A 22,891-nucleotide genomic window follows, 5' to 3' on the forward strand; every position below is an offset into this window, starting at 1 on the left:
CTGAAACAGGCACACCGCCCGCTGCAATGCCCGCGCAACACGCGGCGCCGACAGTGAAGGCTCCATTCAACCCCAGGAGTTCTTCATGAGCAGCATCACCACCACCGACGGCACCGAGATCTACTACAAGGACTGGGGCAGTGGCCAGCCCGTCGTGTTCAGCCACGGCTGGCCCTTGTCTTCCGACGCCTTCGAGGACCAGATGTTCGCGCTGGCCTCGCAAGGCTTTCGCTGCATCGCGCACGACCGCCGCGGCCACGGCCGTTCCAGCCAGCCCTGGCAGGGCAACGACATGGACACGTACGCAGACGACCTGGCCGAGCTGGTGAAGAAGCTCGACCTCAGGGACGCCATTCACGTCGGCCACTCGACTGGCGGTGGCGAGGTCGCGCGCTACATCGGCCGCCACGGCACCGCGCGCGTGGCCAAGGCCGTGCTCATCGGCGCCGTGCCGCCGCTGATGGTCAAGACGCCCGCCAACCCGGGCGGCACACCGCTGGCGGCCTTCGACCAGATCCGCACCGCCGTGCTGGCCGACCGCTCGCAGTTCTGGAAGGATCTGAGCATGCCCTTCTACGGCTTCAACCGTGCGGGCGCCAAGGTGTCCGACGGGGTGCGCGAATCGTTCTGGCAGCAGGGCATGGCCGCAGGCATGCCGGCCTCGTATTTCTGCGTGAAAGCGTTCTCGGAAACCGACCTCAGCGAGGACCTGAAGAAGTTCGATGTGCCGACCCTCATCCTCCACGGCGACGACGACCAGATCGTGCCCATCGCCGACTCGGCGATGCTGTCGGCGAATCTGGTGAAGGGTGCGGTGCTGAAGGTCTACCAGGGCGCGCCGCACGGCATGTGCACCACGCGCAAGGATGACGTCAACAGCGATCTGCTGGCGTTCGCGCAGGGCTGAACGCGGCGCGAGGTGGCGGCAGGGGCATCCCGTCGCGGGCGCTGCCCCAGGTCCTGGCAGTTGCCGCGGCGCGGCATGCATGACCTGCGATGTCATGAATACTGATGAATATTGTCCTTTCTAGACATGGTGAAGACGCCGAAGATTCGGTCGAACGCGTACCGGAGCTCTCCGGCGCAAGCATCCGCATCCAACGATCGCCGCCATTCTGGAAGGACTTCGAATTGATCCATTTCGACCATCTTTGCCTCGCAACGCCCAACGTCTACGAATCCACCTTCAGGCTCAGCCAGGAGACGGGCCTGGGCAACTACGACGGGGGCTTTTTTCCGCTCTACGGCGTCGGCCATCGCGTGGTGCCGTTGGCGCCGGACGTGTACATCGAGCTTGAAAGCATCGTGGACCAGCGCAAGCTGCGAGACGGCGTTCCCTTCACGGCCTTCATGGCGCGCCAGACGCAGGCGGGCGAACGCTTCATCGGCTGGTGCCTTCGCGCGGACACCCGCGACGAACTCGACGCGTTCGCCGCGCACCATCGCACCACGGTGGACGAGCGCACGACCGGCAAGGACGCCGGGCGCCAGATGATGAACGGGACGCGCGGCTTCGCGCTGCAGACACCCAGCGCGCTCACGGCATGGCCGTCGGGCAAGCCCAACCTGTATTTCAAGCCCGACGCGGGCACGCATGCGGCGAGCCTGCCGGTCGTCCCGGGATCGGGTACCACCCATGGGCGCGGCATCGCGTGGATCGAGATCGGCGAGTCCGAGACGGCGCTGGCCGCCTGGCTGGGCGATGTGGCCTCGCCGCGCGGCTTTCCCTTCGAGATCCGCTACAACGGCGGCCCCGCCGGCTTCTACGCCGTCGGCGTGGACACGGACCAGGGCGTCAAGGAAATCCGGCGCGCCGCCGTGCAACTGGAGGCCCCATGAAGACGCTGCTTCGCGCCCGCGGCGTGCTGGCGCTGGCGGCGGCGCTGTTCGCGGCGGGCCTCGCACAGGCCCAGGTGGCCTACCCGAGCCGTCCCGTCTCGATCGTCATCGGCTACCCGGCGGGCGGCAGCGTCGACGCCGTGGGGCGCGCCGTGGCCGACGGCCTCGCCAGGCAGCTGGCCACCCCCGTCGTGGTCGAGAACCTGGGCGGTGCTGCCGGGGCCATCGGCGTGCAGCGTGTCGTCAACGCCGCGCCCGACGGCCACACGCTGGTCTTCGGCTCCAGCAGCGAATTCGTCGCCACGCAGCTGCTCAATCCGGCCCAGAAATACGACGCCTCGAAAGACCTGGTGCCCGTGGGCTACGTGGGTGCCATTCCGCTGGTGCTGGTCGCATCCACGCAAAGCGGCGTGAAGACGCTCGAGCAGTTCGTCTCGGCCGTGAAGGCGAACCCGGGCAAGTACAGCTACGGGACCTCGGGCATCGGCTCGATGCTGCACTTCTCGGGCGAGCTCGTGAAGAAGCAGGCAGGGCTGTCGATCACGCACATTCCCTATCGCGGCGCGAGCAACATCGGCAGCGACCTGGCCGGCGGCTCGATCGAGTTCGCATTCCTCGGGCCCGGGGCCGCCAAGCCCTTCATCGACAGCGGTCGCATCGTGCCGGTCGCGGTGACCAGCGCGCAGCGCATCGCCCTGCTGCCCGCCGTTCCCGCGCTGGGCGAGCATCCCGCGCTCAAGGGCTACGACCTGGTGGCCTGGTATGCACTGATGGCGCCGCGCAAGACACCGCCGGACATCGTCGCCAAGCTCCAGGCCGCCTTGAAGGACACCTTGCGCGAACCGGCCGTGCGCCAGCGCCTGGAGCTGATCGGCGTCGTGGTCGGCCGCGGCGACGAGAACCTTGCGCAGATCATGACGAAAGACGCGGGCCAGTATCGGCGCATCGTCGAGTTCGCGGGCATGCGCCAGTAGGAGGCGGGCCTCGCGCGGCTCGAGCCCCGCGCCACGCTTCAACCGCCGTTGCGCGCAGCAGCGAAGATGGCCGCCCTCGACTGCGAGACCCTCTGCGCTGTGCGGCCCGCGTCATGGTTCAGCAGTTGCCCGCCGGACAGCAGCGCCTGTCCGTCCACGAACACCGTGTCGATCTCCCGCGCGCTGGTCTGCAGCAGGAGGTGGGCGCACAGATCGTCCGCGATCGAATCGCCGAACAGGCCCTTTCGAACGAGCACGATGTCCGCGCGCTTGCCTGCCTTGAGCGAGCCGATCCGGTCGGCCATGCCCAGGACCTGCGCACAGCCGATGGTCGCGCGGCGGATCAGGTCGGCGGGCCGCAGCAGGGGCATGCCGGGACGCACCGCAGGCCGGCGGCCGGTGACTTCCTCGCGGGCACGCGCCGTCAGGCCGTCGATGAAACCCTGCACGGCGTACATCACGCGCAGCTGCATCATGGGGTCCGAGGCCACGTGGCATGGGACGTCGCAGCCGAACACCACCGGCACACCGTGCTCGGCGGCGCGCCGCACCACGTCGGCGGGCGTGCCCTGCACGTCCGCCGAAGGCGTGAAGCACAGCGGCATCGCGCTGCGCGCCATGCGCCGCAGCTCCTCGTCGGTGAGCAGGTTGCCGTGGATGCCCAGCAGATCGGGCCCCAGCAGGCCCTGGTCGTCCAGCGCCGCGACGTCGCCCCGGGCGTTCAGGTGAATGCAGCTCGCCGCGCCCAGCGCACGAGCGAACGCGAGCTGGCCGGCCACGTTCGCCGTCCCGATCGATTCGATGCCGAAGTTCACCGTGGTGCGGCTGCCCGGATCGTCGAAGCGCTCGAACACCCGCCGCGCATCCGCGAAGCGCGCGGCCTCGCTGTCGAAGGCGTCGGGCAATTCGCTCATGAACGAGTAGGTGAAGACGTGCCGGATGCCGGACTCGCGCAGCCCCTCGATCGCAGCGTCGGCATAGCCGGGCGCGCGGATGTTGTGGCAATAGTCGACCACCGTCGTCGTGCCATAGGAAAGCATCTCGTGGCCGCCGACACAGCCTGAATTGAAGTTGTCGACCGGCTGAAAGTAACGCCGCAGCGGCAACAGCCGGGTGAAGTAGTTGCCCGTCCACAGGTCGGGCACATAGCCGCGAAGCACCGTCTGCCACATGCAGTTGTGCGCATCGATGAGGCCCGGCAGCGCGATCATCCCGCTCGCTTCCACCACCGCCGCGCCTTCGCAGCTCGGCCCATGGCTGGACGCGATGTCCGGCGCGACCCGCACGATGGTGCCGTTGTCGATCAGGATGTCGCATCCCCGGATCTCGCCGCACGCATCTTCCATGGTGATGACGTCGGCGTTGCGGATCAAGGTCCTCTGGTTCATGGGATCATCTCCGTCGCGTGGCGCTCGCCTTGACGCGCCAGGCGCCTTTGTTTATCGTCCGATCACTTTGAAGCGGGCGAGCTAATTTGTCAATCGATCAATAAACCAGGGACATCCCGACCCACATGGCCACCAGCAAGCCCCCCGGGGTCCAAGACAGCGCGGCGCCGCCGGCGCGAAGGCGCCTCGCGCCAGAGGACCGCGAACACCAGATCGTGCAGGCGGCGACCGCGTTCTTCGCGCGCAAGGGCTTCGATGCCAGCACCCGCGAACTGGCCGGCGAGCTCGGCATCACGCAGCCCCTGCTCTACCGCTACTTTCCCACCAAGGAGGCGCTGGTCGACCGCGTCTACGAGGACGTGTTCGTGCGGCGCTGGAACCCGGAATGGGAAGAATGGCTGGCGGACCGCTCGGTGCCGCTGCCCGAGCGGCTCAAGCGCTACCTGAAGGACTACGCGCGCTTCGTGCTGCGCGGGGAATGGGTGCGCATCTTCATCTATGCGGGCCTCAGCCGCGGCGGCATCAACCAGAAGTACCTCGCGCGCCTGCGCGAGCGGCACTTCGTGGTGATTGCCCGCGAGCTGCGTCACAGCCACGGCATTCCCGAACCGCGCAACGCCCAGGAAGAAGACGAGGAGGTCGAGCTCGTCTGGGCCATGCATTCGAGCGTCTTCTACATCGGCGTGCGCAAGTGGATCTACGAATTGCCCACGCCCAGGAATCTCGAGCGTCTCATCGACATGCGTGTCGATGCCTTCATTGCCGGCGTGCCGGTGGTGCTGAAGGCGCAACGGTCCTGAGCGCGACTGCAGGCCGTGCGGCCGCGCACCGCGCGCTCAGCGCTTGGAGGCACGGCCTCGCGCGCCCTCGCCGCGCCCGCGCACCGGCCGCGCCACGCTGTGCTTCGGCGCCGCCGCGCGGCGCACGCGCGCAGGGTGCGGCACGTGCGGCAGCGCATCGAGAAAGCGCTGCGCCGCGGGCGACACGGCCTCCGGCCGCCAGACGATCCGGTACTCGGTCTGCATCTCCAGCAGCGGCAGCGGCCGCGCGACGATCATTTCGCCAGCGAACTGCACCAGGCTTTCCTGCGCCGCGCACAGCCCGAACTCGTTGGCCACCAGCGCGAGCGCCGAGACGATGTCGCCCGCCACGCAAGCCACGCGCGGCTCGAATCCCAGCCGGCGGCAGGCCGTCATGAATTTCGCGCGCAGCGAGGGCCCGCTGCGTTCGGGCGTCACCACCCACTGCGCGTCGACGAGCATCTGCAAGGGGATATCGGCCACCGCGACGAGCGGGTGCCGCTTGGGCATGAGCAGCACGTAGTTCTCGGTGCTGTACAGGCGCGACGCCAGCGAGGGATCGGTCACCTCCTGCGTCTGCACGGCGAAGTCGAGCCGGCCGCGGCGCAGGGCCTCGAGCTGCTGAAGCTCCTCCGCGCCCTCGAACTGGAAGGCGATCGAGGGATGGGCGAGCTGCACCTGCCGCGCCGTGCCGGGGATGATGCCGTTGTAGAGCGCGCCGGCCATGTGGCCGATCACCACCGTGCCGCCGATGCCGTCGGCCCTGCGCTGCAGGTCGCGCATCAGGGTCTCGTTGCTTCGCAGCAGCTCGCGTGCATTCGCCAGCAGCTCGCGACCGGCGTTGTTCAGGCGCAGCGAGCGGCCCACCCGTTCGAACAGCGCGAAGCCCACGCGCGCCTCGAGCTGCAGGATGGTGCGGCTCAGGGGCGACGCCGAAATGTGCAGGGCCTCGGCCGCACGGGAGATGCTTTCGTGCTCGGCCACGCTGACGAATTGGCGGAGCATCCGAAGTTCGATCAGATGCATGGGGGTGGTCTTGGGGCGGTCCAGCGGGAAGGCCGAATTCTAGGCACGGGCCTCATGTTCCGCCCGTGGCGGGGGTGATGGGAGTGACGGGTGTGGCGGTGTCCAGCGCCACGGGCACCGACTGGCGAACGAGCTCGAGGAACTGGCGCAGCTTGGCGGGATAGAAGCGTGCGGGCGGGTATGTGAGAAACACGGGCAGCGGCGGTGCCTGCCAGTCGGGCACCACCTCGACGAGCTCGCCGCGCGCCAGGTCGTCCTTGAAGAGCCAGCTGGACCCGACGCACACGCCCAGGCCGTTGAGCGCCGCGCTGCGCAGCGCGAACAGGCTGTCGGTGATCATGCGCGGGGCGATCGCCAGCTGCTGCCGCTCGCCGGTGGACGTGTGCACCAGCATCAGCTCGTTGCGGTAGAAGGTGCGCAGCGCCAGCCAGGGCCAGTCCGCCAGCATGCCGGCGTGCGTGGGGGTGGGCCGCCCGGCCAGCACGCTCGGGGCCGCCACTGCGATGCGCGGCACTTCGGAGAGCTTGCGCGCCACCACCAGCGGATCGGTCACCTCCCCGACATGGATGGCGCAATCGACGCCCTCGGCAACGAAGTCGGGCTGCCTGTCGTGGAGCAGCCATTCCACGGACACACGCGGGTAGCGGCGCAGGTATTCGGCCAGCGGACGCACCAGCAGCGCCTGTCCGAAGGCGTGCGGCACGACCACGCGCAGAGTCCCTTCCGGTTCGTTGTCGACGCCACGCATTTCGGCGTCGAACGCATGCCAGTCGGCCAGCATCGCCTTGGCCCGCTCGAAACACCGCTCGCCGTCCTCGGTGAGCTTCATCGCGTGGGTCGACCGCTGCAGCAGCTTCACGCCGAGCCAGAGTTCCAGGGCCTGCAGCCGGCGGCTCACCGTCGGCTGGGTCGAGCCCAGTTGCACGGCCGCCGCGGAAAGGCTGCCAGCCTGCACGATGTGGACGAAGGTCTGCAGCAGCTCGACGCGGTCGCTGCTGGAAGCGGTGATGTGATCGGGCCGCGTGGATGCCATGAATCCCTCTTCTATACGTCGCGCGAATAAACGTTGTTCGCTCCACGATGCTACCAATCGCCTGCAAGCGGCGTCAGACTTGCGGCATCGAAACGTTTAAGGGTTAACACCATGTCCCATATTCAAGATGTGCATGCATCGGCCGCGCCGGGGGTCCGGCCGGCCGAACCGGCAGGACTCGCGCCCTCGCTCACCTGGATGCTGGCGGCCGGCGCCGGCCTGTCGGTGGCGTCGCTCTACTACAGCCAACCCATGCTGGGCGTGCTGGGCGCGGACATCGGCGCCTCGACGCAGGCCGTGGGCCTGCTGCCGACGCTCACCCAGTTCGGCTACGCGATGGGCATCCTGCTGCTGGCGCCGCTGGGCGACCGCCGCGACAGGCGCACCATCATCCTGATCAAGGCCGCCGTGCTCTGCGCCGCGCTGTTCATGGCCGCGCTCTCGCCTTCCATCTCCACGCTCTTCGTCGCCAGCCTGGTGATCGGCCTGGCCGCCACGATGGCGCAGGACATCGTGCCGGCAGCGGCCACGCTCGCGCCGGAAACGCATCGCGGCAAGGTCGTCGGCACGGTCATGACAGGGCTGCTGTCCGGCATCCTGCTCTCGCGCGTGGTCAGCGGGTTCGTCGCCGAGCACTGGGGATGGCGCGCGATGTTCGCGGTGGCCGGCGTGAGCATCGCTGTGGTCGGCCTGGTCGCCTGGAACCGGCTTCCGCGCTTCAAGGCGACCACGCACCTGTCGTACCTTGCCCTGCTGCGCTCGCTCGGCGCGCTGTGGCACCGGCATGCCGAACTGCGTCGTGCGACCTGGTCGCAAGGCCTGTTGTCCGTCGGGTTCAGCGCCTTCTGGTCGACCTTGGCAGTCATGCTGCACGCGGCGCCCTTCAACCTCGGCGCCGCAGCAGCGGGCGCTTTCGGCCTGGCGGGTGCCGCCGGCGCGCTGATCGCACCGGTGGCAGGGCGCGTCGCGGACCGCCGCGGTCCGGCACTCGTCACCCGCCTGGGCGCTGCGCTGGTCGTCGGGTCGTTCGCGGTCATGGGACTGTCGTTGTTCATGGCGCCGGGTGCGCAGCTCTGGGTGCTCGTCGCGAGCACCGTCGGCTTCGACCTCGGCATCCAGGCCGTGTTGATCGCCCACCAGTCGATCGTCTACGGCATCGATCCGGGCGCACGGAGCCGGCTCAACGCGGTGCTGTTCACCGGCATGTTCATCGGCATGGCCATCGGATCCGCGCTGGCGGCGGTGCTGTTCGCGCATTTCGGGTGGATGGCGGTCACGGCCCTGGCCACGGCCTCCGCACTCGCGGCCCTCGTCCTGCGCATGGCGCGCTGAGGGCTCGCATGTCAGGCCCGCTCGATGCGCGCGGCGGCGCGCCGGTCGCTGGCACCCAGCAGCCCCGCGCGGCGCATCCCGCGACTCGCGACGAAAACCAGCGCGGCGCCCAGCAGTGCCGCGATGGCGAGGAACAGCAGCCCCGCGTCGTAGGAACCCGTGCGGTCCTTGAGGTAGCCGATGAAGTACGGGCTGAACATGGAGCCGACGATGCCGAAGGAGTTGACGTAGGCGAAGACGACGGCCGCCGTCTTGCCCCTGACACCGATCGCGGTCAGCTGCCAGATGCAGATCGGGCCGCTGACCAGGCCGGCCGTCAGCAGCGACAGCCCGAGGATCGACGCGTAGAGATTGCGCACGCTCACAAGGACGGCAATGCCCACCGCGGCCGTGACGAAAGAGGCAATCGCGTGCCAGACGCGTTCGTTCGTCTTGTCGGAATGCGCGACCCAGAACCAGTACAGCGTCATTCCGATGATGCTCGGTATGGCGGACAGCAAGCCGACCTGCACGGTCGACAGCGTGGTGCCGAAGAGGCGCCCGAATTCCTGCACGATCTGCGGCGTGAAGATCAGGCTTGCGTAGAAGCCCATCTGCGCCGTCGCATAGGCGAGCGACAGCAGGACGAGGTGCGGTTGCAGCAGCGTTGCGGGCAAGGGCTTGTCGGCATGCGCAGACACGGCGGCGCCATCAGACTCCCTGGCCGCGATGACCTCGCGCTTTTCCGCGTCCGTGAGCCAGTCGGCATCTTCGGGCCTGGAGGTCAGGTAGCGGGCGGAGTAAAAGCCCAGCAGCACGGGCAGCAGACCCTCGACGAAGAGCATGATCCGCCAGCCCGAGAAGCCCATGAGGCCGTCGGCGTACTGCACGATGGCCGCCGACATCGGCGTGCCGACGATCACCGCCCAGGGCAGGACCAGGATCACGAGCATGCGCCCGCGCATGCTCGGCGGAAACCACAGTGCCAGGCAATAGATCAGCCCCGGGAAAAGTCCCGCCTCCGCAAAGCCCAGGAGCATGCGCACCGCGACGAGTTGCCAGCCGTTCTGCACGAAGGCGGTGCAGGCGGAGATCAGCCCCCAGGTGACCATGATCCGCGTGAGCCAGACGCGCGCGCCGATCCTGTGCAGGATGATGTTGCTGGGAATCTCCAGCAGCAGGTAGCCGATGAAGAACAGGCCGGCGGCCAGGCCGAAGACCTGCTGGGAAATGCCCAGCTCCGCATTCATGCGCAGGGCGGCCGTGCCGATGTTGATGCGGTCCAGGTAGGCCATGGTGTACATCAGCATCAGGATCGGGACGATGCGCCGGATCACCTTTCGCTGGACGGACGCGGAAAGAGTAGCAGTCATTTCGTAAGCCAATAACGTCGGGAAGTTGGCGAGCGAGGCTCGCATTCGAGGTCCGCCGGTCCTGTCCGAAGCGCGGCGTTGATCAAATGATCAATGTCGTCTTGACGTCCGAAAAGGACAATATTTCTCTGCATGTCGGACTTTTCGGGTCTGATCCGAGCACCCTCCGAATCCGGGCACATCCGTGCACGCCGAGCCTCCGCTCACTGGGCACAGCCATGCGGCGCACGCTATCGACCGATCACCAAGGAAGCGCGGGCCATGCACCGCTGATCCGGGAAAACCCGTCCTCTCCGGCCTCGATTCGGTCTTGCCGCAGTGCCTTTCAGCGAATACTATTGATCAATCGATCATTAAAAAGACACTGACGATCGACGCAGGACGAGTTCCACCCCCACAGATCGGAGACACCATGACCATCGACCGCAGGCGCTTCATCGCCACCGCCGCCACTGCCGGCGCCACGCTCGGCCTGCCCGTGCTGGCGCGCGCCCAGGGCGCAGCCGAACCCTTGCGCCTGGGGCTGCTGACGGCCAAGACCGGCCCGTTCGCCTCGGGCGGCCTCGACATGGAGCGCGGGCTGCAGGCCTACCTCGCCGCCAACGGGCAGATGCTGGGCGGGCGCAAGGTCGAGCTGTTCGTCGCCGACACCGGCGGCGTGCCGTCGACGGCACGCACCAAGACACAGGAACTCGTCGAGCGCGAACGCGCGCAGGTGTTGATGGGCCCGCTGGCCGCGTTCGAGGCGCTGGCCACCGACGACTACATGCGCGCCCGCAAGATCCCGGTGTTCCCGGTGGCCGCGGCCGAAGACATGACGCAGCGCAAGGCCAGCCCCTGGCTGTTTCGTGCAAGCTCGACGTCGGCGCAATGCGCCCATCCGCTGGCCGACTACTGCGCGAAGAAGCTCAAGTACAAGCGCATGGTGCTCGTGGCGGACGACATCGCGTACGGACACGAGATGACCGCGGGTTTTCAGCGGGTCTTCGAGGAGGCGGGCGGCAAGGTCGTGCAGAAGCTCTTCCCGCCCCTGACCGCGCCCGACTACGGCACCTTCCTCGCGCAGCTCAGCCGCGAGGCCGACGCGGTGTTCCTCGGCTTCGCCGGCTCCAACGGGTTTCGCTTCATCCGGCAGTTCAACGAGTACGGCCTGCGGGGCAAGCTCGCGCTGGTCGGCGGCATGACCGCACTCGACGAGGCCGTGCTTCGCAACATGGGCGACGAGGCACTGGGCATCGTCACGGTGAACTGGTACTCGGCCGAACTCGCCAACCCGGTCAACGCTGCGTTCGTCGCGTCTTTTCGCAAGGCCTACAGCTACGACCCCGGTTTCTATGCGGCCTGCACCCACGTCAGCGCCTCGGTGCTCGATGCGGCACTGGCGCCCATGAAGGGCAAGTCCTTCGACAAGGAGCAGCTGCGCGCGTCGCTGCAGCAGACCCAGGCGATGACGGCACGCGGCCCGGTGAAGTTCGACAGCTACGGCAACGTGGTGGGCAACGTCTATGTGCGAAAGGTCGAGCGCAAGGAAGGCCGGCTGGTCAACAGCATCATCGATACCTACGACAACGTGAGCCAGTTCTGGAACTACGACCCGAAGAAGTTCCTGGCCGAACCGGTCTATTCGCGCGACTGGCCGCCTGCGCGCAATCTGGTCGGCTGAACGCGCCGAAGCACCCCAGCGTACCGGCAGAACCATGCAATTCTGGTTGACCCAAACACTCAACAGCCTCGCCCTCGGCGGCCTGCTGCTGTTGCTCTCGTCGGGCTTCGCGCTCATCTTCGGATTGATGCGCATCGCCAATCTCACCCACGGCGCACTGTTCATGATGGGCGCCTACGTCGCGGCCCAGGTGGCGCGCGCAGGCTGGGGATTCGCCGCCGCGGTGGTGGCCGCGGCGCTCGCCACCGCGGCCATCGGCGGCCTCATCGAGCGGCTGGTGCTGCGACGCCTGACCGGCAATTCGCAGGCGCAGGTGCTTGCCACGCTGGGGCTGTCGTTCATTGCGGCGGACCTGTGCCTGGTGCTGTGGGGCGGCGACCCGATACCGGTCGCGCCGCCCTCCCTGCTGGCGGGCCCCGCCAGTGTCCTCGGCTTCAGCTTTCCGAGCTACCGGCTGGCGGTCATCGTCGTCGCGGTCGTTGCGGCGGCCGTGCTGTTCCTGCTGCTCGAGCGCACCCGCCTGGGCGCGCGCATCCGCGCCGGCGTCGACGACATGCCGATGGCGCGCGCCGTGGGCATCCGGGCCTCGGCGCTCTTCACGAGCGTGTTCTGCCTCGGCGCGGCGCTTGCCGGACTGGGCGGGGCCGTGGGCGGACCGATGCTCTCGGCCTATCCGGGCCTGGACGCGGACATGCTGCCGCTGGCGTTGATCGTCGTCATCCTGGGCGGCGTCGGCAGCCTCGTGGGCACCTTCATCGCGAGCTTCATCATCGGGTTCATCTACACCTTCGGCACCGCGCTGGTTCCCGACCTGGCGTATGTGATCCTCTTCCTGCCGATGATCGTCGTGCTGGCCTTCCGCCCTGCCGGCCTGCTGGGGAGTGCACGCGCATGAAGAAGCTTGCATGTCTCCTGCTGCTGGCACTGCTGGCGCTGCTGCCGGCGGTGCTCGGCGAGTACTACGTCAACCTCGGCAGCCAGATCCTGATCGCCGTGATCTTCGCCACCAGCCTCAACCTGCTGGTCGGCTATGCCGGCCTGACCTCGCTGGGTCATGCGGCCTACCTCGGCCTGTCGGCGTACATCGCCGGCTGGCTGGCGCTGCACCTCGGCCTCGGGCATGCCATGGCGGCACCGCTCACGCTGCTGGCCACTACCGCCATCGGCGGCGTGTTCGGCTGGATCGCGCTACGCGCCTCGGGCCTGAGCTTCCTGATGCTGACCCTGGCGCTGTCGCAGGTCGTCTGGGGCGTGGCCTACCGGTGGACCGCCGTCACCAACGGCGACAACGGGCTGTCCGGCCTCACGCGGCCCATGCCGTTGGGCATCGACATGGAGAACAGCAACGCCTACTACTGGTTCGTTCTCCTGATCACGGCCCTGGTGCTGGTGGTGGTCGCACGCCTGGTCGACTCTCCCTTCGGCGCGTCGCTGCGCGGCACGCGGGACCAGGCGCGGCGCATGAGCTCGCTCGGCTACAACGTCTGGGCGATCCGCTGGTGCGCCTTCGTGGGGGCCAGCTTCCTGGGCGCGGTGGCCGGCCTGCTGTACGTCTACTTCCACAAGTACGTGCATCCCAGCGTGCTGTCGGTCACCGCCTCGGCGGAGGTGCTGCTCAGCGTGATCGCGGGCGGCGCGGGCACGCTGGCCGGACCGGCCATCGGGGCGCTGCTGGTCGTGCTGCTGAAGAACTATGCCTCGGGCTATGTCGAGCGCTGGAACATGCTGCTGGGCGCGGTGTTCGTCTTCATCGTGCTGGTGATGCCGCACGGCATCGTGCCCGGGGTGCGCGCGCTGTTTGCCCGAGCCAAGGGAGACCGCGCATGACCGCCGCGCTCGAAGTCCGGGGACTGAAGAAGTCCTTCGGCGGCATTGCCGTGACCCAGAACGTCTCGCTGACCATGCAGCCGGGCGAGCGGCGGCTGATCATCGGACCCAACGGCGCGGGCAAGACCACGCTGTTCGGGTTGATCGCCGGCGAGATCCGGCCCGACGCGGGCTCGATCCGCATCTTCGGCACCGACGTGACGCGCCTTCCGGTGCCGGCGCGCGCACGTTGCGGGCTGTCGCGCACCTACCAGATCATCACGCTGTTTCCCAGGGACACGCTCGCGCACAACGTGGTGCTGGGCTTGCTGGCACCGATGGCACTGCGGCACAACGCGGCCGTCGACCTGTCGAAGCGCACCGACCTGCATGACCACGCGGTCGAACTGCTCGAAGGCGTGGGCCTCGGGGCCAAGGCGCTGCAGCGGGCATGCGACGTGTCGTACGGCGAGCAGCGCCGGGTCGAGCTCGCCCTGGGCCTGGCGCAGCGCCCGCGCCTGCTGCTGCTCGACGAGCCGCTGGCGGGCCTGTCGCAGGACGAGCGCACCGTGGTGCAACGGCTCATCGCGAAGGTGTCGCGCGAGACCGCCATCCTGATGATCGAGCACGACATGGATGTCGCGCTCGAGTTCGCCGAACAGATCACCGTGCTGCACTACGGGCAGGTGATCGTCGAAGGGGACCGCCAGACGGTCGTGAACCATCCGAGAACCAAGGAGATCTATCTTGGTCACTGAAGCATTGCACGTGAACAAGCTCGACGTGTGCTACGGGCAGAGCCAGGTGGTGCACGGGCTGTCCCTGTCGCTGGGCGAAGGCCGGGTGCTGGCGCTGCTGGGGCGCAACGGCGCCGGCAAGAGCACGTCGCTGAACGCCTTCGCGGGGCTGCTGTCGCCGCGGGCCGGGACCATCCGGCTCGGCGGCATGGCCGTGGAGCGCATGTCGCCCGAAGGCATCGCGCGCGCCGGCATGCGGCTGGTGCCCCAGGGGCGGCGGATCTTTCCGAGCCTCACGGTGCTCGAGAACCTGCAGGTCGCGCAACAGGCCGCCCCGCGCGCCACGCCGTGCGCGCAGGCCTGGACGCTCGAGCGTGTATACGCCACCTTCGCCCGCCTGCGGGAGCGCTCGCGCCAGCGGGCGGGCACCCTGTCGGGCGGCGAGCAGCAGATGCTCGCGATCGGCCGCGCGCTGATGGGCAACCCCCGCGTGCTCCTGCTCGACGAGCCCTCCGAAGGGCTGGCGCCCATGATCGTCGCGGAGGTGGCGCAGGCCATCAAGACGCTGAAAGCCGACCGGCTCTCCATCGTGCTGGTGGAGCAGAACTTCCACCTGGCGCTCGACGTCGCCGACGACGTGGTCGTGCTCAACACCGGCCGAGTCGTGCATGCCGGCACGGCCGAGGCGGTGCGGGCCGAGCCGACGCTGGCCACGCGCCACCTCGGCGTGTTCTGAATTTCTCACACCTCTTTCTTCGCTATCCACGGAACACCCCCATGCTCTACACCTGTTCGCCCCATTGCACCGACCCGACCCATGCGCACGGTGCCACCAACGCGCCGAGGCGTCGCGCGTCGGCGCTCTCCGCGCCGCGCGCGGCCAGTGCCTCCACGCCCGCGCGCGGCCAGCGCAACCCGGTGGTCGATGTCCATTGCCACTACCTCAACCCCGACGTGGTGAAGGCCAGCGCGGACCTCGACGTCGGCGCGCACGACCCCAGCGTGATCTACGCCAACGAGCTGACACGGCAGACGAACGTCGCACAGATGCGCGACCGCGCCCCCAAGCTCACGGGCATCGACCAGCGGCTCGAAGACATGGACCGCATGGGCATCGACATCCAGGCGGTCAGCCCGGCACCGTTCCACTACTTCTACTTTGCGCCGCCCGAGCGCGGCGCCAGACTGGCCCGCCAGGTGAACGAGGGCATCGCCACGCTGGTGGCCGCCACGCCCGAGCGCTTCGTCGGCCTCGGCTCGGTGCCCCTGCAGAATGCCGAGCTCGCGATCCAGGAACTGGACCACGCCGTCGGCACCCTCGGCCTGCGCGGCATCGAGATCAACACCAACGTGAACGGACGCAACCTCACGGACGCGTCGCTCGGCCTGGAACCCTTCTTCGCGCGCGCCGACCAGCTCGGCGCCGTGCTGTTCCTGCACCCCGTCGGGTACTCCGACGGTGCGCGGCTGACCAACCACTACTTCAACAACGTCATCGGCAACCCACTGGACACCACGGTGGCCGTGAGCCATCTGATCTTCGACGGGGTGGTGGCCCGCTATCCGAACATCAAGTTCATCGCGGCGCACGGCGGCGGCTACGTGGCGCACTACTGGGCGCGCATGGACCACGCATGGCGCGCGCGCCCCGACTGCCGCACCGTGATCGACCGGGCGCCTTCGAGCTACCTCAAGACCTTCTACGTCGACACCATGGTCTTCGACCCCGAGATGCTGCGGCACCTGGTCGACACCTTCGGCGCCGACCGCGTCCTCATGGGCACCGACTACCCCTACGACATGGGCGAGGAGCATCCGCGCGAACTCATCGCGCAGGTGAAGGACCTGAGTGCCGACGAGGTCGCCCGCATCGAGGGGCTGAATGCGGTGAAGCTGCTGAACATCACGCCGGTGCGTTGAGCACCCCGCGGAGCACACCCCCATGTCCCCTCTGTTCGAAGCGCTGCGCATCGGCGATGTCCATTTCCCCAACCGCATCGTCGTCTCGCCGATGTGCCAGTACTCGGCCATCGACGGCATGGCGAACACCTGGCATCTGCAGCACCTGATGCAGCTCGCCATGTCGGGCGCCGGCCTGGTCATGGTCGAAGCCACGGCGGTCGAAGCGCGCGGGCGCATCACCCACGGCTGCCTCGGCCTGTACAGCGACGAGGCGGAAGCGGCGTTGGGCCGGGTGCTGGATGCGGCACGCGCCGTGTCGGCACCGGGCACGCGCTTCGGCATCCAGCTCGGGCATGCGGGCCGCAAGGGGTCGGCCCATGCGCCGTGGGAAGGCGGCGGGCCGCTGCGGCCGACGACCTCGCAAGCGCTCCCGTGGCAGTGCGCCGCACCATCCGCCGTGCCCTTCGCCGAAGGATGGGACACGCCGCAGGCGCTCGACGAGGCGGGCATCGATCGCCTCGTCGAGGCCTATGTCGACGCCGCGCGGCGGGCCGTGCGGCTGGGCTTCGACGTCATCGAGCTCCACTGTGCCCACGGCTACCTGCTGCACCAGTTCCAGTCGCCGCTGTCCAACCGCCGCAGCGACGCGTGGGGCGCCGATCAGGCGGGTCGTGACCGCCTGGCGCTGCGCATCGCACAGCGGCTGCGCGGTCTTGCACCGGCGGGCCGCGTGCTCGGCGCGCGCATCACCGGCACGGACTGGGATGCGGGCGGGCTCGGCATCGACGATGCCGTGCGCCTCGCGCAGTCGCTACAGGCCATCGGCTTCGGCTACGTGTGCGTCTCCAGCGGCTTCGTGGTGCCGGGCGCGCGCATTCCGTTCGGCCCGGGCTTCCAGGTCGGGCTGGCCCACGAGGTGCGCAAGCGCACCGGGATCGTCACGCGGGCGGTCGGCGGCATCGCCGAGCCCGCCCAGGCCGCCGCGATCATCGCGCAGGGCCAGGCCGACCAGGTCGCCCTGGCACGCCCCTTCCTGGCCGACCCGCGCTGGGTATGGCGCGCGGCGGAGACGCTGGGTGTCGAACCCTTCTATCCGCCGCCCTACCGGCGCGCGGCCGGCTTGCGCAAGCCGCCGGCGATGCCTGCGGCTTGACGCATGCCCGCTCCTTCCAACGCTCGAGTCCACCCATGACCCCTTCCATCGAAATCCAAGTGAACGGCGTGAGCCACCGCGTGCAGGCCGGCGACAACGACCTGCTCCTCTACGTGCTGCGCAACGACCTGGACTGCAAGGGCGTTCGCTTCGGCTGCGGCGCCGGCAACTGCGGGGCCTGCACGGTGTTGATGGACGGGCGGGCCGTGCAGTCGTGCGACATGCCGATGTGGGGCGTGGCCGGACGCTCGCTCTCGACCCCCGAACAGCTGGCCGGCGACCCGGTCGGCGCCGTGGTGCTCGACGCATTCGTGGAATTGCAGGCGGCCCAGTGCGGCTACTGCATCAACGGCATCATGATGTCGGTCACGGCACTGCTTCACCGCACCACCTCGCCCACGCCGGCGCAGTTGCAGGACACGCTGCACCGCCATCTTTGCCGCTGCGGCGCGCATGCGCGGATCCTGCGGGCCATCGAGGCCGCGGCCGCCCGCCTGCTTGAGGAGGCCTCGGCATGAGCCCCGGAGAGACCCCGCCACCCGCCATCCAGGCGCACCCGCTGCTGAACCAGTGGGTGCGGGTGGGGCCGGGACAACAGCTCACCGTGTTCACGGGCAAGGTCGAACTGGGTCAGGGCATCGCGACGGCTCTGGTCCAGATCGCCTGCGACGCGCTGGGCCTGGCGCCGGCACAGGTCGCGCTGGTGGCGGGCGACACCCAACTGTCGCCCGACGAGGGCTACACGGCCGGCAGCCTGTCGGTGCAGTACGGCGGGGCCGCCGTGCGCTGGGCCTGCGCGTACGCCTTTGCCCTGTTCCGCGCAGAGGCTGCAAGACGCTGGAACGTCGCGCCCGCGCAGGTCCATGCCGAAGCCGGATGCTTTCGCGATGCGGGCGGCGGCCGACAGACGAGCTACTGGGCCCTCAGCGATGGCGTCAGCCTGGACGTGGGCATCCTGGCGCCGCCGCCGGCTCCTCGCCGCACCGAGACACCCTACGCCGGGCGGTCGCTGCCGCGGCTGGATTTCGCCGCCAAGCTCACCGGCGCGGCCTATCTGCAGGACCTCGTGATTCCGGGCATGCAGCATGCGCGCATGCTGCGCGGACGGCATCCCGCCCAACGCCTGAAGTCGCTGCCGTTGGCGCAGCTCCAGGCGCTCGACGGTGTCGCGCAGGTGGTGCGCTGCGGCGATTTCCTGGCCCTGGTGGGACCCCATGAAGGCGCGCTGGTCCGTGCGTTGCCCAAGGCCAGAAAGCTGCTCGAATTCACCGACGTGCCGCTGCCGCACGCCAGCGAGGACACCGTGTCGCTGCTGCAGCACATGCCCAGCCACGCGCAACGGGTGCATGAAGAGGGTTCGCCTGCCGCCTCCCGCCCAACCCACACCGCCACCTATTCGCGGCCGTATCTGGCCCATGCGTCGATCGGCCCGTCGTGCGCGGTGGCCGACCCGCGCGGCGACGTGCTGCGCGTCTGGTCGCACACGCAGGGCGTCTTTCCGCTGCGCGGCCAGATCGCCCGCGCGCTGGGGCGCGACGCCGGCACGGTCGAAGTCATCCATGCGCCGGGCGCGGGCTGCTATGGACACAACGGCGCCGACGACGTGGCCTTCGACGCGGCCTTCATCGCCACGCGCACCGGCCTGCCGGTGAGGGTGCAGTGGATGCGGGAAGACGAGATGTCCGTGGCACCTTTCGGCTCGGCGAGCGCGGTGCGGCTGCAGGCGGGCCTGGACGACACGGGGCGCATCGAGCGCTGGGAGATGGCCATCTGGAGCCACACCCACATGAACCGCCCCGGCTGGGGAGAAGGCGTCAACCTCCTGGGCGCCTGGGCGCTCGAGCCGCCACAACACCCGTCCGTGCCGCGCGACATGCCGCTGCCGATGGGCGGCGGCCACCGCAACGCGATCGCCATCTACGACCTGCCGCACCAGCAGGTCGACCATCACTTCATTGCGGATTCGCCCGTGCGGGTCTCCGCGCTGCGCTCGCTCGGCTCCTACGCCAACCTCTTCGCGATCGAGTGCTTCATGGACGAACTGGCCGCGCTGCGCGACGAAGACCCCGTCGCCTTCAGGCTGCGCCATCTGTCCGATCCCCGCGCCAGGGAAGTGCTGCAGGCAGTGGCAGACATGGCCGGATGGTCGCAGCGCACCGAGGCGGGCTCGGGCAGCGGCCTGGGCATTGCACTGGGGCGCTACAAGAACCACGCCGCCTACTGCGCCGTGGTGACGCAGGTCAGCGTCGAGGAAAAGATCCGGGTCGAGAAGGCCTGGGTCGCCGTCGATGCGGGCGCGGCGATCAACCCCGACGGCCTCGTCAACCAGATCGAAGGCGGACTCATCCAGTCGCTGAGCTGGACGCTCAAGGAAAGCGTGACATGGGACGCCACGGGCATCACGTCCTGCGACTGGGACCACTACCCGATCCTGGGTTTCGACGAGATCCCCGAACTCGCCGTGCACGTCATCGACAGACCGCACGAGCCGAGCCTCGGCGTGGGCGAAGCGGCCGCCGGCCCGGCAGCCGCTTCGGTGGCCAATGCCGTGGCCCAAGCGCTGGGCCTGCGTGCCCGCGACCTCCCGCTCACGGCCGAACGCCTGGCAGCGCTCATCTCCGCGGGCTGAGGCGCGCGGTTCTCTTCTTTTTTCCCCATTCGTCTTCATTGCCCAAAGGACACAATGACCATCCAGACCCTCGCGCACTATTCGGTTCGCACGACAAATCTCGACGCGTCGCGCCGCTTCTATGTCGACGTGCTCGGCCTGCAGGAAGGGTTTCGCCCGCCCTTCGACTTTCCGGGGCTGTGGCTCTACAAAGGGGGCGACGAGGCGCAGTTCGGTGTGGTGCACATCATCGGCATCGATGCCAGTTCGCCCGAAGGCCTGATCGCCTACCTCGGCGACAAGGCGCAGGCATCGCTGCATGGCAGTGCCGCTGTCGACCACCTGGCATTCCTGGCCAGCGATCTCCCGGATGTGCACCAGCGTCTGCGCGACGCCGGCCTGGCGTTCCGCGAGCGCACCGTTCCCAGCCTGGGGCTGCACCAGGTGTTCGTGGAAGACCCGTCAGGCGTGACGATCGAACTGAACTTCGCTGCGGAAGAGGCGCGGGCGCTCGCCGCGGGCACTGCGCCGGGAGCTGCGGCATGAGCGCGTCGTCTGCACCGGCTCGCAAGGCCCTGGTCATCGGCGGATCGCTCGGCGGGCTGTTCGCGGCCAACCTGCTGCTGCGCAGCGGCTGGGATGTGCATGTGTACGAACGCGTGGCCGATGATCTCGAAAGCCGCGGTGCGGGCGTCGTGACGCATCCGGAGCTCATGGAGGTACTGACGGCGGCCGGTGTCGACGTCGCGGACGGCATCGGCGTCGAGGTGCGCGAGCGGATCACGCTTGCGCGCGACGGCACGCGCGAGGATTCCAGGCCGCTGCCGCAGACGCTCACTGCCTGGGGGCGCCTCTACCAGGTGCTGCGCCGGGCCTTTCCGTCGGAGCGCTACCACAACGACAAGCAGCTGGTGTCGTTCGAGCAGGATGCGCAGGGCGTGCGCGTCGTGTTCTCCGACGGCAAGGTCGAGCGCGGCGATCTGCTGGTGGCCGCCGACGGCCTGCGCTCCACGGTTCGCAAGGTCCTGCTGCCGCAGGCGATGCCGCAGTACGCGGGCTACGTGGCGTGGCGCGGCCTGGTCGAAGAAGCCAGCCTCTCGCCCCGCACGCTGGAGGAACTCTTCCCGTTCTTCGCCTTCGGCCTGCCGCCACGCGAACAGATGATCGCCTACCCGGTCGCGGGACACGGCAACAGCGTGGCGCCGGGCAAACGTCGCTACAACTTCGTCTGGTACCGGCCCGCCGACCAGGCCACCACGCTGCGCGAGATGCTGACCGACGCGTCCGGCAAGACGTGGCCCGACGGCATTCCGCCGCCCTTGATTCGCCCCGAGGTCCTGGCCGCGGCAAGACAGGCCGCCCAGGACGTGCTCGCACCGCAGTTCGCCGAGGTCGTCGAGAAAACCGACAACCTCTTCTTCCAGCCCATTTTCGACCTGGAAAGCGAGCGCCTGGCCTTCGGGCGCGTCGCGCTCCTGGGCGACGCGGCATTCGTCGCCCGGCCCCATTGCGGCATGGGCGTCACCAAGGCCGGCAGCGATGCGGCCATGCTGGTGCGCGCACTCGACAGCCACGTGGATATTGCCGACGCGTTGAAAGCCTACGAACGAAGCCGCCGGGAGGCAGGCAGCTTCATCGTGCACCACGCGCGCGCACTCGGCGCCTACATGCAGGCACAGCTCAGCACGCCGACCGAGCGCGCCATGGCCGAACGCTATCGCTCGACGGAAGCGGTGATGCGCGAGACCGCGGTCCCGCCGCTGCGGCCGCAAGGCACGGTACCGGCCGGCTGAGTTACACACGTAATCCGCGACCCCTGGCCTGAAATGAATGCGAAGCCGCGCGCTTGAAGAATCACGGCGTGGTGAGCGAACAGCGCATCACACATCCATTCACCGACAAGCACACAGAGGTCTCCAGATGAAAGCTATCTACACGCTCGCAGCCTTCGCACTCGCAGCCACGGCCGGCCTGGCCCACGCCCAGGCCGGCGGCGACGCATCGTCCACGCGTTCGCCGATCCTCGACAGCAAGCCGCAACTGCGCGCCGAAGCGAAGAAGGACGCGAGGACGCCCGGCAAGGTCAAGGCCGTGGGCGGCGACGAACTCAAGACGGCCGAGGACGACAGCATCGGCAGCGACAAGTCCGCCAAGTCGGGCCAGACGCGCGTCGCATCGCGCGAAGCGCGCCACCCGGACCGCAAGCCCGCACAGCAGGGCGGCACGCCGGACCTGCCCGGCGCGAAGTGAGCAGGGCCTGCGTCCTCAGGCGCCCTGTGCCATCGCGCGCTGCCAGCTCGCCGGGCGGCCGACGAAGTCGGTCAATGCCGTGGCGAAGGCTTTCAAGCGGGCACTGGGGCGTGGCAGTGCCCGCACCAGGTGGATGCCGGTCACCTCGGCCGGTGGCAAGCCCTGCGGTTGCAGCGCCACCAGCGCCCCGCGGCCGATGTCGTGCCCGACCACCCAGTCCGGCAGGCGGACGATGCCGACGCCATCGACGGCCGCGTGTCGTTGGGCGTCGTAGTCGTCCGCTTCGAAGACGCAACAGCCGTGCTGCGGCAGGTCGTCACCCAACACTTCGCGCCAGCCGAGCTGGCTCTGGCTGCGGCGCTTGTCGATCAACCGGTGCGTGCCCAGGGCGTCGAGCGACTGCAGCGGGCCGTGGCGCCGCAGGTAGTCCGGCGCGGCGCACACCACGTAGGTCTGGTCGGCGAGCTTGGTGCTCACGAGCGCGCTGTCGGGCAGATGGCCGAAGCGGATGGCCAGATCCAGCCGCTCGGTGGTCGGGTCGGCGATGCGCTCGGTCAGGTCGAGCTCCACGCTCAACCCCGGGTGGGCCTCGAACAGCCTGGCAAGGCAAGGAACCACATAGCGCCGCCCGAAGGTGGGCAGGCAGCTCACGCGCAGAACGCCCTCGACCGCGGCCTCGACCGAGCTCACCTCGCTGCGGGCATCGGCCAGGTCGCTGAGGATCTGCACGGCGCGGCGAAAGAGCAGCTCTCCCGCGTCCGTGGGGCGCATGGCCCGTGTGGAGCGCGTGAACAGCGACGCCTTCAGTTCCTGTTCCAGCGCGTCGATCTGCCGCGCCACCGACGACACGGCCACACCCCTGCGCCGCGCCACGGCGGAGAAGGAGCCGGCACGCACCGTGTCGACGAAGACTTCCAGGTTTTCCATGGTTCGAGCCTGGCTCACATTTGCGCTCCTTGCAAAGATGTTTCGCGGGGCGGGTGATTGTTCGCTGGCAGGTGCCTGCCTACGATTCCCCCACTTCACCG

General features: G+C 68.8%; 21 protein-coding genes and 1 pseudogene. 17 read left to right on the forward strand and 5 right to left on the reverse strand.

What is annotated here, in order from left to right; translation table 11 throughout:
* Window positions 1–85: 85 nt before the first annotated feature.
* The 3 genes from QRN67_RS15610 to QRN67_RS15620 all read left to right on the forward strand — a co-directional run bounded on the left by QRN67_RS15610 (window position 86) and on the right by QRN67_RS15620 (window position 2,813).
* Complete coding sequence (locus QRN67_RS15610; protein ID WP_285412495.1) at window positions 86–907, forward strand: alpha/beta fold hydrolase; 822 nt, start codon at window positions 86–88, stop codon at window positions 905–907.
* Between the two features lie 224 nt (window positions 908–1,131).
* Window positions 1,132–1,839 carry a VOC family protein gene (locus tag QRN67_RS15615; RefSeq protein ID WP_285412496.1) on the forward strand — a complete coding sequence of 236 codons (708 nt, stop codon included), beginning with the start codon at window positions 1,132–1,134 and terminating at the stop codon, window positions 1,837–1,839.
* Complete coding sequence (locus tag QRN67_RS15620) at window positions 1,836–2,813, forward strand: Bug family tripartite tricarboxylate transporter substrate binding protein (protein WP_285412497.1); 978 nt, start codon at window positions 1,836–1,838, stop codon at window positions 2,811–2,813. Before QRN67_RS15615 ends, QRN67_RS15620 begins: the two co-directional genes overlap by 4 nt.
* 38 nt (window positions 2,814–2,851) lie before the next feature.
* Here the strand turns inward: QRN67_RS15620 and QRN67_RS15625 are convergent, their stop codons facing one another.
* Window positions 2,852–4,201 carry an amidohydrolase family protein gene (locus QRN67_RS15625; RefSeq protein WP_285412498.1) on the reverse strand — a complete coding sequence of 450 codons (1,350 nt, stop codon included), beginning with the start codon at window positions 4,199–4,201 and terminating at the stop codon, window positions 2,852–2,854.
* A gap of 125 nt (window positions 4,202–4,326) precedes the next feature.
* Between QRN67_RS15625 and QRN67_RS15630 the strand changes: the two genes are divergently transcribed.
* Window positions 4,327–5,001, forward strand: a complete 675-nt coding sequence (locus tag QRN67_RS15630; RefSeq protein ID WP_106937850.1) for a TetR/AcrR family transcriptional regulator — start codon at window positions 4,327–4,329, stop codon at window positions 4,999–5,001.
* Between the two features lie 36 nt (window positions 5,002–5,037).
* On the opposite strand, the gene QRN67_RS15635 is transcribed toward QRN67_RS15630, so the two are convergent.
* Complete coding sequence (locus QRN67_RS15635; protein WP_285412499.1) at window positions 5,038–6,006, reverse strand: LysR family transcriptional regulator; 969 nt, start codon at window positions 6,004–6,006, stop codon at window positions 5,038–5,040.
* Window positions 6,007–6,079: 73 nt separating this feature from the next.
* On the reverse strand, window positions 6,080–7,060 hold the full coding sequence (locus QRN67_RS15640; protein ID WP_285412500.1) for a LysR family transcriptional regulator: 981 nt from the start codon (window positions 7,058–7,060) through the stop codon (window positions 6,080–6,082).
* Between the two features lie 111 nt (window positions 7,061–7,171).
* On the opposite strand from QRN67_RS15640, the gene QRN67_RS15645 reads away from it, so the two are divergent.
* Window positions 7,172–8,392, forward strand: coding sequence for an MFS transporter (locus QRN67_RS15645; RefSeq protein WP_081270939.1), 1,221 nt, complete (start codon window positions 7,172–7,174; stop codon window positions 8,390–8,392).
* A gap of 11 nt (window positions 8,393–8,403) precedes the next feature.
* On the opposite strand, the gene QRN67_RS15650 is transcribed toward QRN67_RS15645, so the two are convergent.
* The gene (locus QRN67_RS15650; RefSeq protein WP_285412502.1) at window positions 8,404–9,744 is read right to left on the reverse strand and encodes an MFS transporter; all 1,341 of its coding nucleotides are present in this window, start codon (window positions 9,742–9,744) and stop codon (window positions 8,404–8,406) included.
* A gap of 412 nt (window positions 9,745–10,156) precedes the next feature.
* Between QRN67_RS15650 and QRN67_RS15655 the strand changes: the two genes are divergently transcribed.
* The 12 genes and pseudogenes from QRN67_RS15655 (at window position 10,157) to QRN67_RS15710 (ending at window position 21,863) form a co-directional block, all read left to right on the forward strand.
* Complete coding sequence (locus QRN67_RS15655) at window positions 10,157–11,407, forward strand: ABC transporter substrate-binding protein (protein ID WP_285412503.1); 1,251 nt, start codon at window positions 10,157–10,159, stop codon at window positions 11,405–11,407.
* 34 nt (window positions 11,408–11,441) lie between these two features.
* On the forward strand, window positions 11,442–12,302 hold the full coding sequence (locus QRN67_RS15660; protein WP_285412504.1) for a branched-chain amino acid ABC transporter permease: 861 nt from the start codon (window positions 11,442–11,444) through the stop codon (window positions 12,300–12,302).
* Complete coding sequence (locus tag QRN67_RS15665; protein WP_106937855.1) at window positions 12,299–13,234, forward strand: branched-chain amino acid ABC transporter permease; 936 nt, start codon at window positions 12,299–12,301, stop codon at window positions 13,232–13,234. Before QRN67_RS15660 ends, QRN67_RS15665 begins: the two co-directional genes overlap by 4 nt.
* A gap of 65 nt (window positions 13,235–13,299) precedes the next feature.
* Window positions 13,300–13,971 (forward strand): annotated as a pseudogene (locus QRN67_RS15670) (ABC transporter ATP-binding protein); the annotation flags it as partial.
* Window positions 13,961–14,686 (forward strand): ABC transporter ATP-binding protein, encoded by a 726-nt coding sequence (locus QRN67_RS15675; protein ID WP_199852018.1) that lies wholly within the window; start codon window positions 13,961–13,963, stop codon window positions 14,684–14,686. The pseudogene QRN67_RS15670 and the gene QRN67_RS15675, both read left to right, overlap by 11 nt.
* A 41-nt stretch (window positions 14,687–14,727) precedes the next feature.
* Window positions 14,728–15,870: an amidohydrolase family protein gene (locus tag QRN67_RS15680; protein WP_285412505.1), complete on the forward strand. Its 1,143-nt coding sequence runs from the start codon at window positions 14,728–14,730 to the stop codon at window positions 15,868–15,870.
* 22 nt (window positions 15,871–15,892) lie between these two features.
* Window positions 15,893–17,005, forward strand: coding sequence for an NADH:flavin oxidoreductase/NADH oxidase (locus QRN67_RS15685; RefSeq protein WP_285412506.1), 1,113 nt, complete (start codon window positions 15,893–15,895; stop codon window positions 17,003–17,005).
* Window positions 17,006–17,040: 35 nt separating this feature from the next.
* Complete coding sequence (locus QRN67_RS15690) at window positions 17,041–17,523, forward strand: (2Fe-2S)-binding protein (protein ID WP_285412507.1); 483 nt, start codon at window positions 17,041–17,043, stop codon at window positions 17,521–17,523.
* Window positions 17,520–19,634 (forward strand): xanthine dehydrogenase family protein molybdopterin-binding subunit, encoded by a 2,115-nt coding sequence (locus tag QRN67_RS15695; protein ID WP_285412508.1) that lies wholly within the window; start codon window positions 17,520–17,522, stop codon window positions 19,632–19,634. Before QRN67_RS15690 ends, QRN67_RS15695 begins: the two co-directional genes overlap by 4 nt.
* A 54-nt stretch (window positions 19,635–19,688) precedes the next feature.
* The gene (locus QRN67_RS15700) at window positions 19,689–20,159 is read left to right on the forward strand and encodes a VOC family protein (RefSeq protein ID WP_081270950.1); all 471 of its coding nucleotides are present in this window, start codon (window positions 19,689–19,691) and stop codon (window positions 20,157–20,159) included.
* Window positions 20,156–21,406 (forward strand): FAD binding domain-containing protein, encoded by a 1,251-nt coding sequence (locus tag QRN67_RS15705; RefSeq protein WP_285412509.1) that lies wholly within the window; start codon window positions 20,156–20,158, stop codon window positions 21,404–21,406. Before QRN67_RS15700 ends, QRN67_RS15705 begins: the two co-directional genes overlap by 4 nt.
* Window positions 21,407–21,533: 127 nt before the next feature.
* Complete coding sequence (locus QRN67_RS15710) at window positions 21,534–21,863, forward strand: hypothetical protein (protein ID WP_081270952.1); 330 nt, start codon at window positions 21,534–21,536, stop codon at window positions 21,861–21,863.
* 15 nt (window positions 21,864–21,878) lie between these two features.
* Here QRN67_RS15710 and QRN67_RS15715 read toward each other — a convergent pair whose 3' ends face one another.
* Complete coding sequence (locus tag QRN67_RS15715; protein WP_240204954.1) at window positions 21,879–22,790, reverse strand: LysR family transcriptional regulator; 912 nt, start codon at window positions 22,788–22,790, stop codon at window positions 21,879–21,881.
* Window positions 22,791–22,891 lie beyond the last annotated feature (101 nt).

Origin of the sequence: Variovorax sp. efr-133-TYG-130, from assembly GCF_030208835.1 — a bacterium.
Lineage (GTDB): Bacteria > Pseudomonadota > Gammaproteobacteria > Burkholderiales > Burkholderiaceae_C > Variovorax.

Coding starts and splice junctions, on each gene's coding strand:
- QRN67_RS15610 (WP_285412495.1), top strand. CDS start 86: ATGAGCAGCATCACCACCACCGACGGCACCGAGATCTACTACAAGGAC.
- QRN67_RS15620 (WP_285412497.1), top strand. CDS start 1,836: ATGAAGACGCTGCTTCGCGCCCGCGGCGTGCTGGCGCTGGCGGCGGCG.
- QRN67_RS15625 (WP_285412498.1), bottom strand. CDS start 4,201: ATGAACCAGAGGACCTTGATCCGCAACGCCGACGTCATCACCATGGAA.
- QRN67_RS15630 (WP_106937850.1), top strand. CDS start 4,327: ATGGCCACCAGCAAGCCCCCCGGGGTCCAAGACAGCGCGGCGCCGCCG.
- QRN67_RS15635 (WP_285412499.1), bottom strand. CDS start 6,006: ATGCTCCGCCAATTCGTCAGCGTGGCCGAGCACGAAAGCATCTCCCGT.
- QRN67_RS15640 (WP_285412500.1), bottom strand. CDS start 7,060: ATGGCATCCACGCGGCCCGATCACATCACCGCTTCCAGCAGCGACCGC.
- QRN67_RS15645 (WP_081270939.1), top strand. CDS start 7,172: ATGTCCCATATTCAAGATGTGCATGCATCGGCCGCGCCGGGGGTCCGG.
- QRN67_RS15650 (WP_285412502.1), bottom strand. CDS start 9,744: ATGACTGCTACTCTTTCCGCGTCCGTCCAGCGAAAGGTGATCCGGCGC.
- QRN67_RS15655 (WP_285412503.1), top strand. CDS start 10,157: ATGACCATCGACCGCAGGCGCTTCATCGCCACCGCCGCCACTGCCGGC.
- QRN67_RS15660 (WP_285412504.1), top strand. CDS start 11,442: ATGCAATTCTGGTTGACCCAAACACTCAACAGCCTCGCCCTCGGCGGC.
- QRN67_RS15665 (WP_106937855.1), top strand. CDS start 12,299: ATGAAGAAGCTTGCATGTCTCCTGCTGCTGGCACTGCTGGCGCTGCTG.
- QRN67_RS15680 (WP_285412505.1), top strand. CDS start 14,728: ATGCTCTACACCTGTTCGCCCCATTGCACCGACCCGACCCATGCGCAC.
- QRN67_RS15685 (WP_285412506.1), top strand. CDS start 15,893: ATGTCCCCTCTGTTCGAAGCGCTGCGCATCGGCGATGTCCATTTCCCC.
- QRN67_RS15690 (WP_285412507.1), top strand. CDS start 17,041: ATGACCCCTTCCATCGAAATCCAAGTGAACGGCGTGAGCCACCGCGTG.
- QRN67_RS15695 (WP_285412508.1), top strand. CDS start 17,520: ATGAGCCCCGGAGAGACCCCGCCACCCGCCATCCAGGCGCACCCGCTG.
- QRN67_RS15700 (WP_081270950.1), top strand. CDS start 19,689: ATGACCATCCAGACCCTCGCGCACTATTCGGTTCGCACGACAAATCTC.
- QRN67_RS15705 (WP_285412509.1), top strand. CDS start 20,156: ATGAGCGCGTCGTCTGCACCGGCTCGCAAGGCCCTGGTCATCGGCGGA.
- QRN67_RS15710 (WP_081270952.1), top strand. CDS start 21,534: ATGAAAGCTATCTACACGCTCGCAGCCTTCGCACTCGCAGCCACGGCC.
- QRN67_RS15715 (WP_240204954.1), bottom strand. CDS start 22,790: ATGGAAAACCTGGAAGTCTTCGTCGACACGGTGCGTGCCGGCTCCTTC.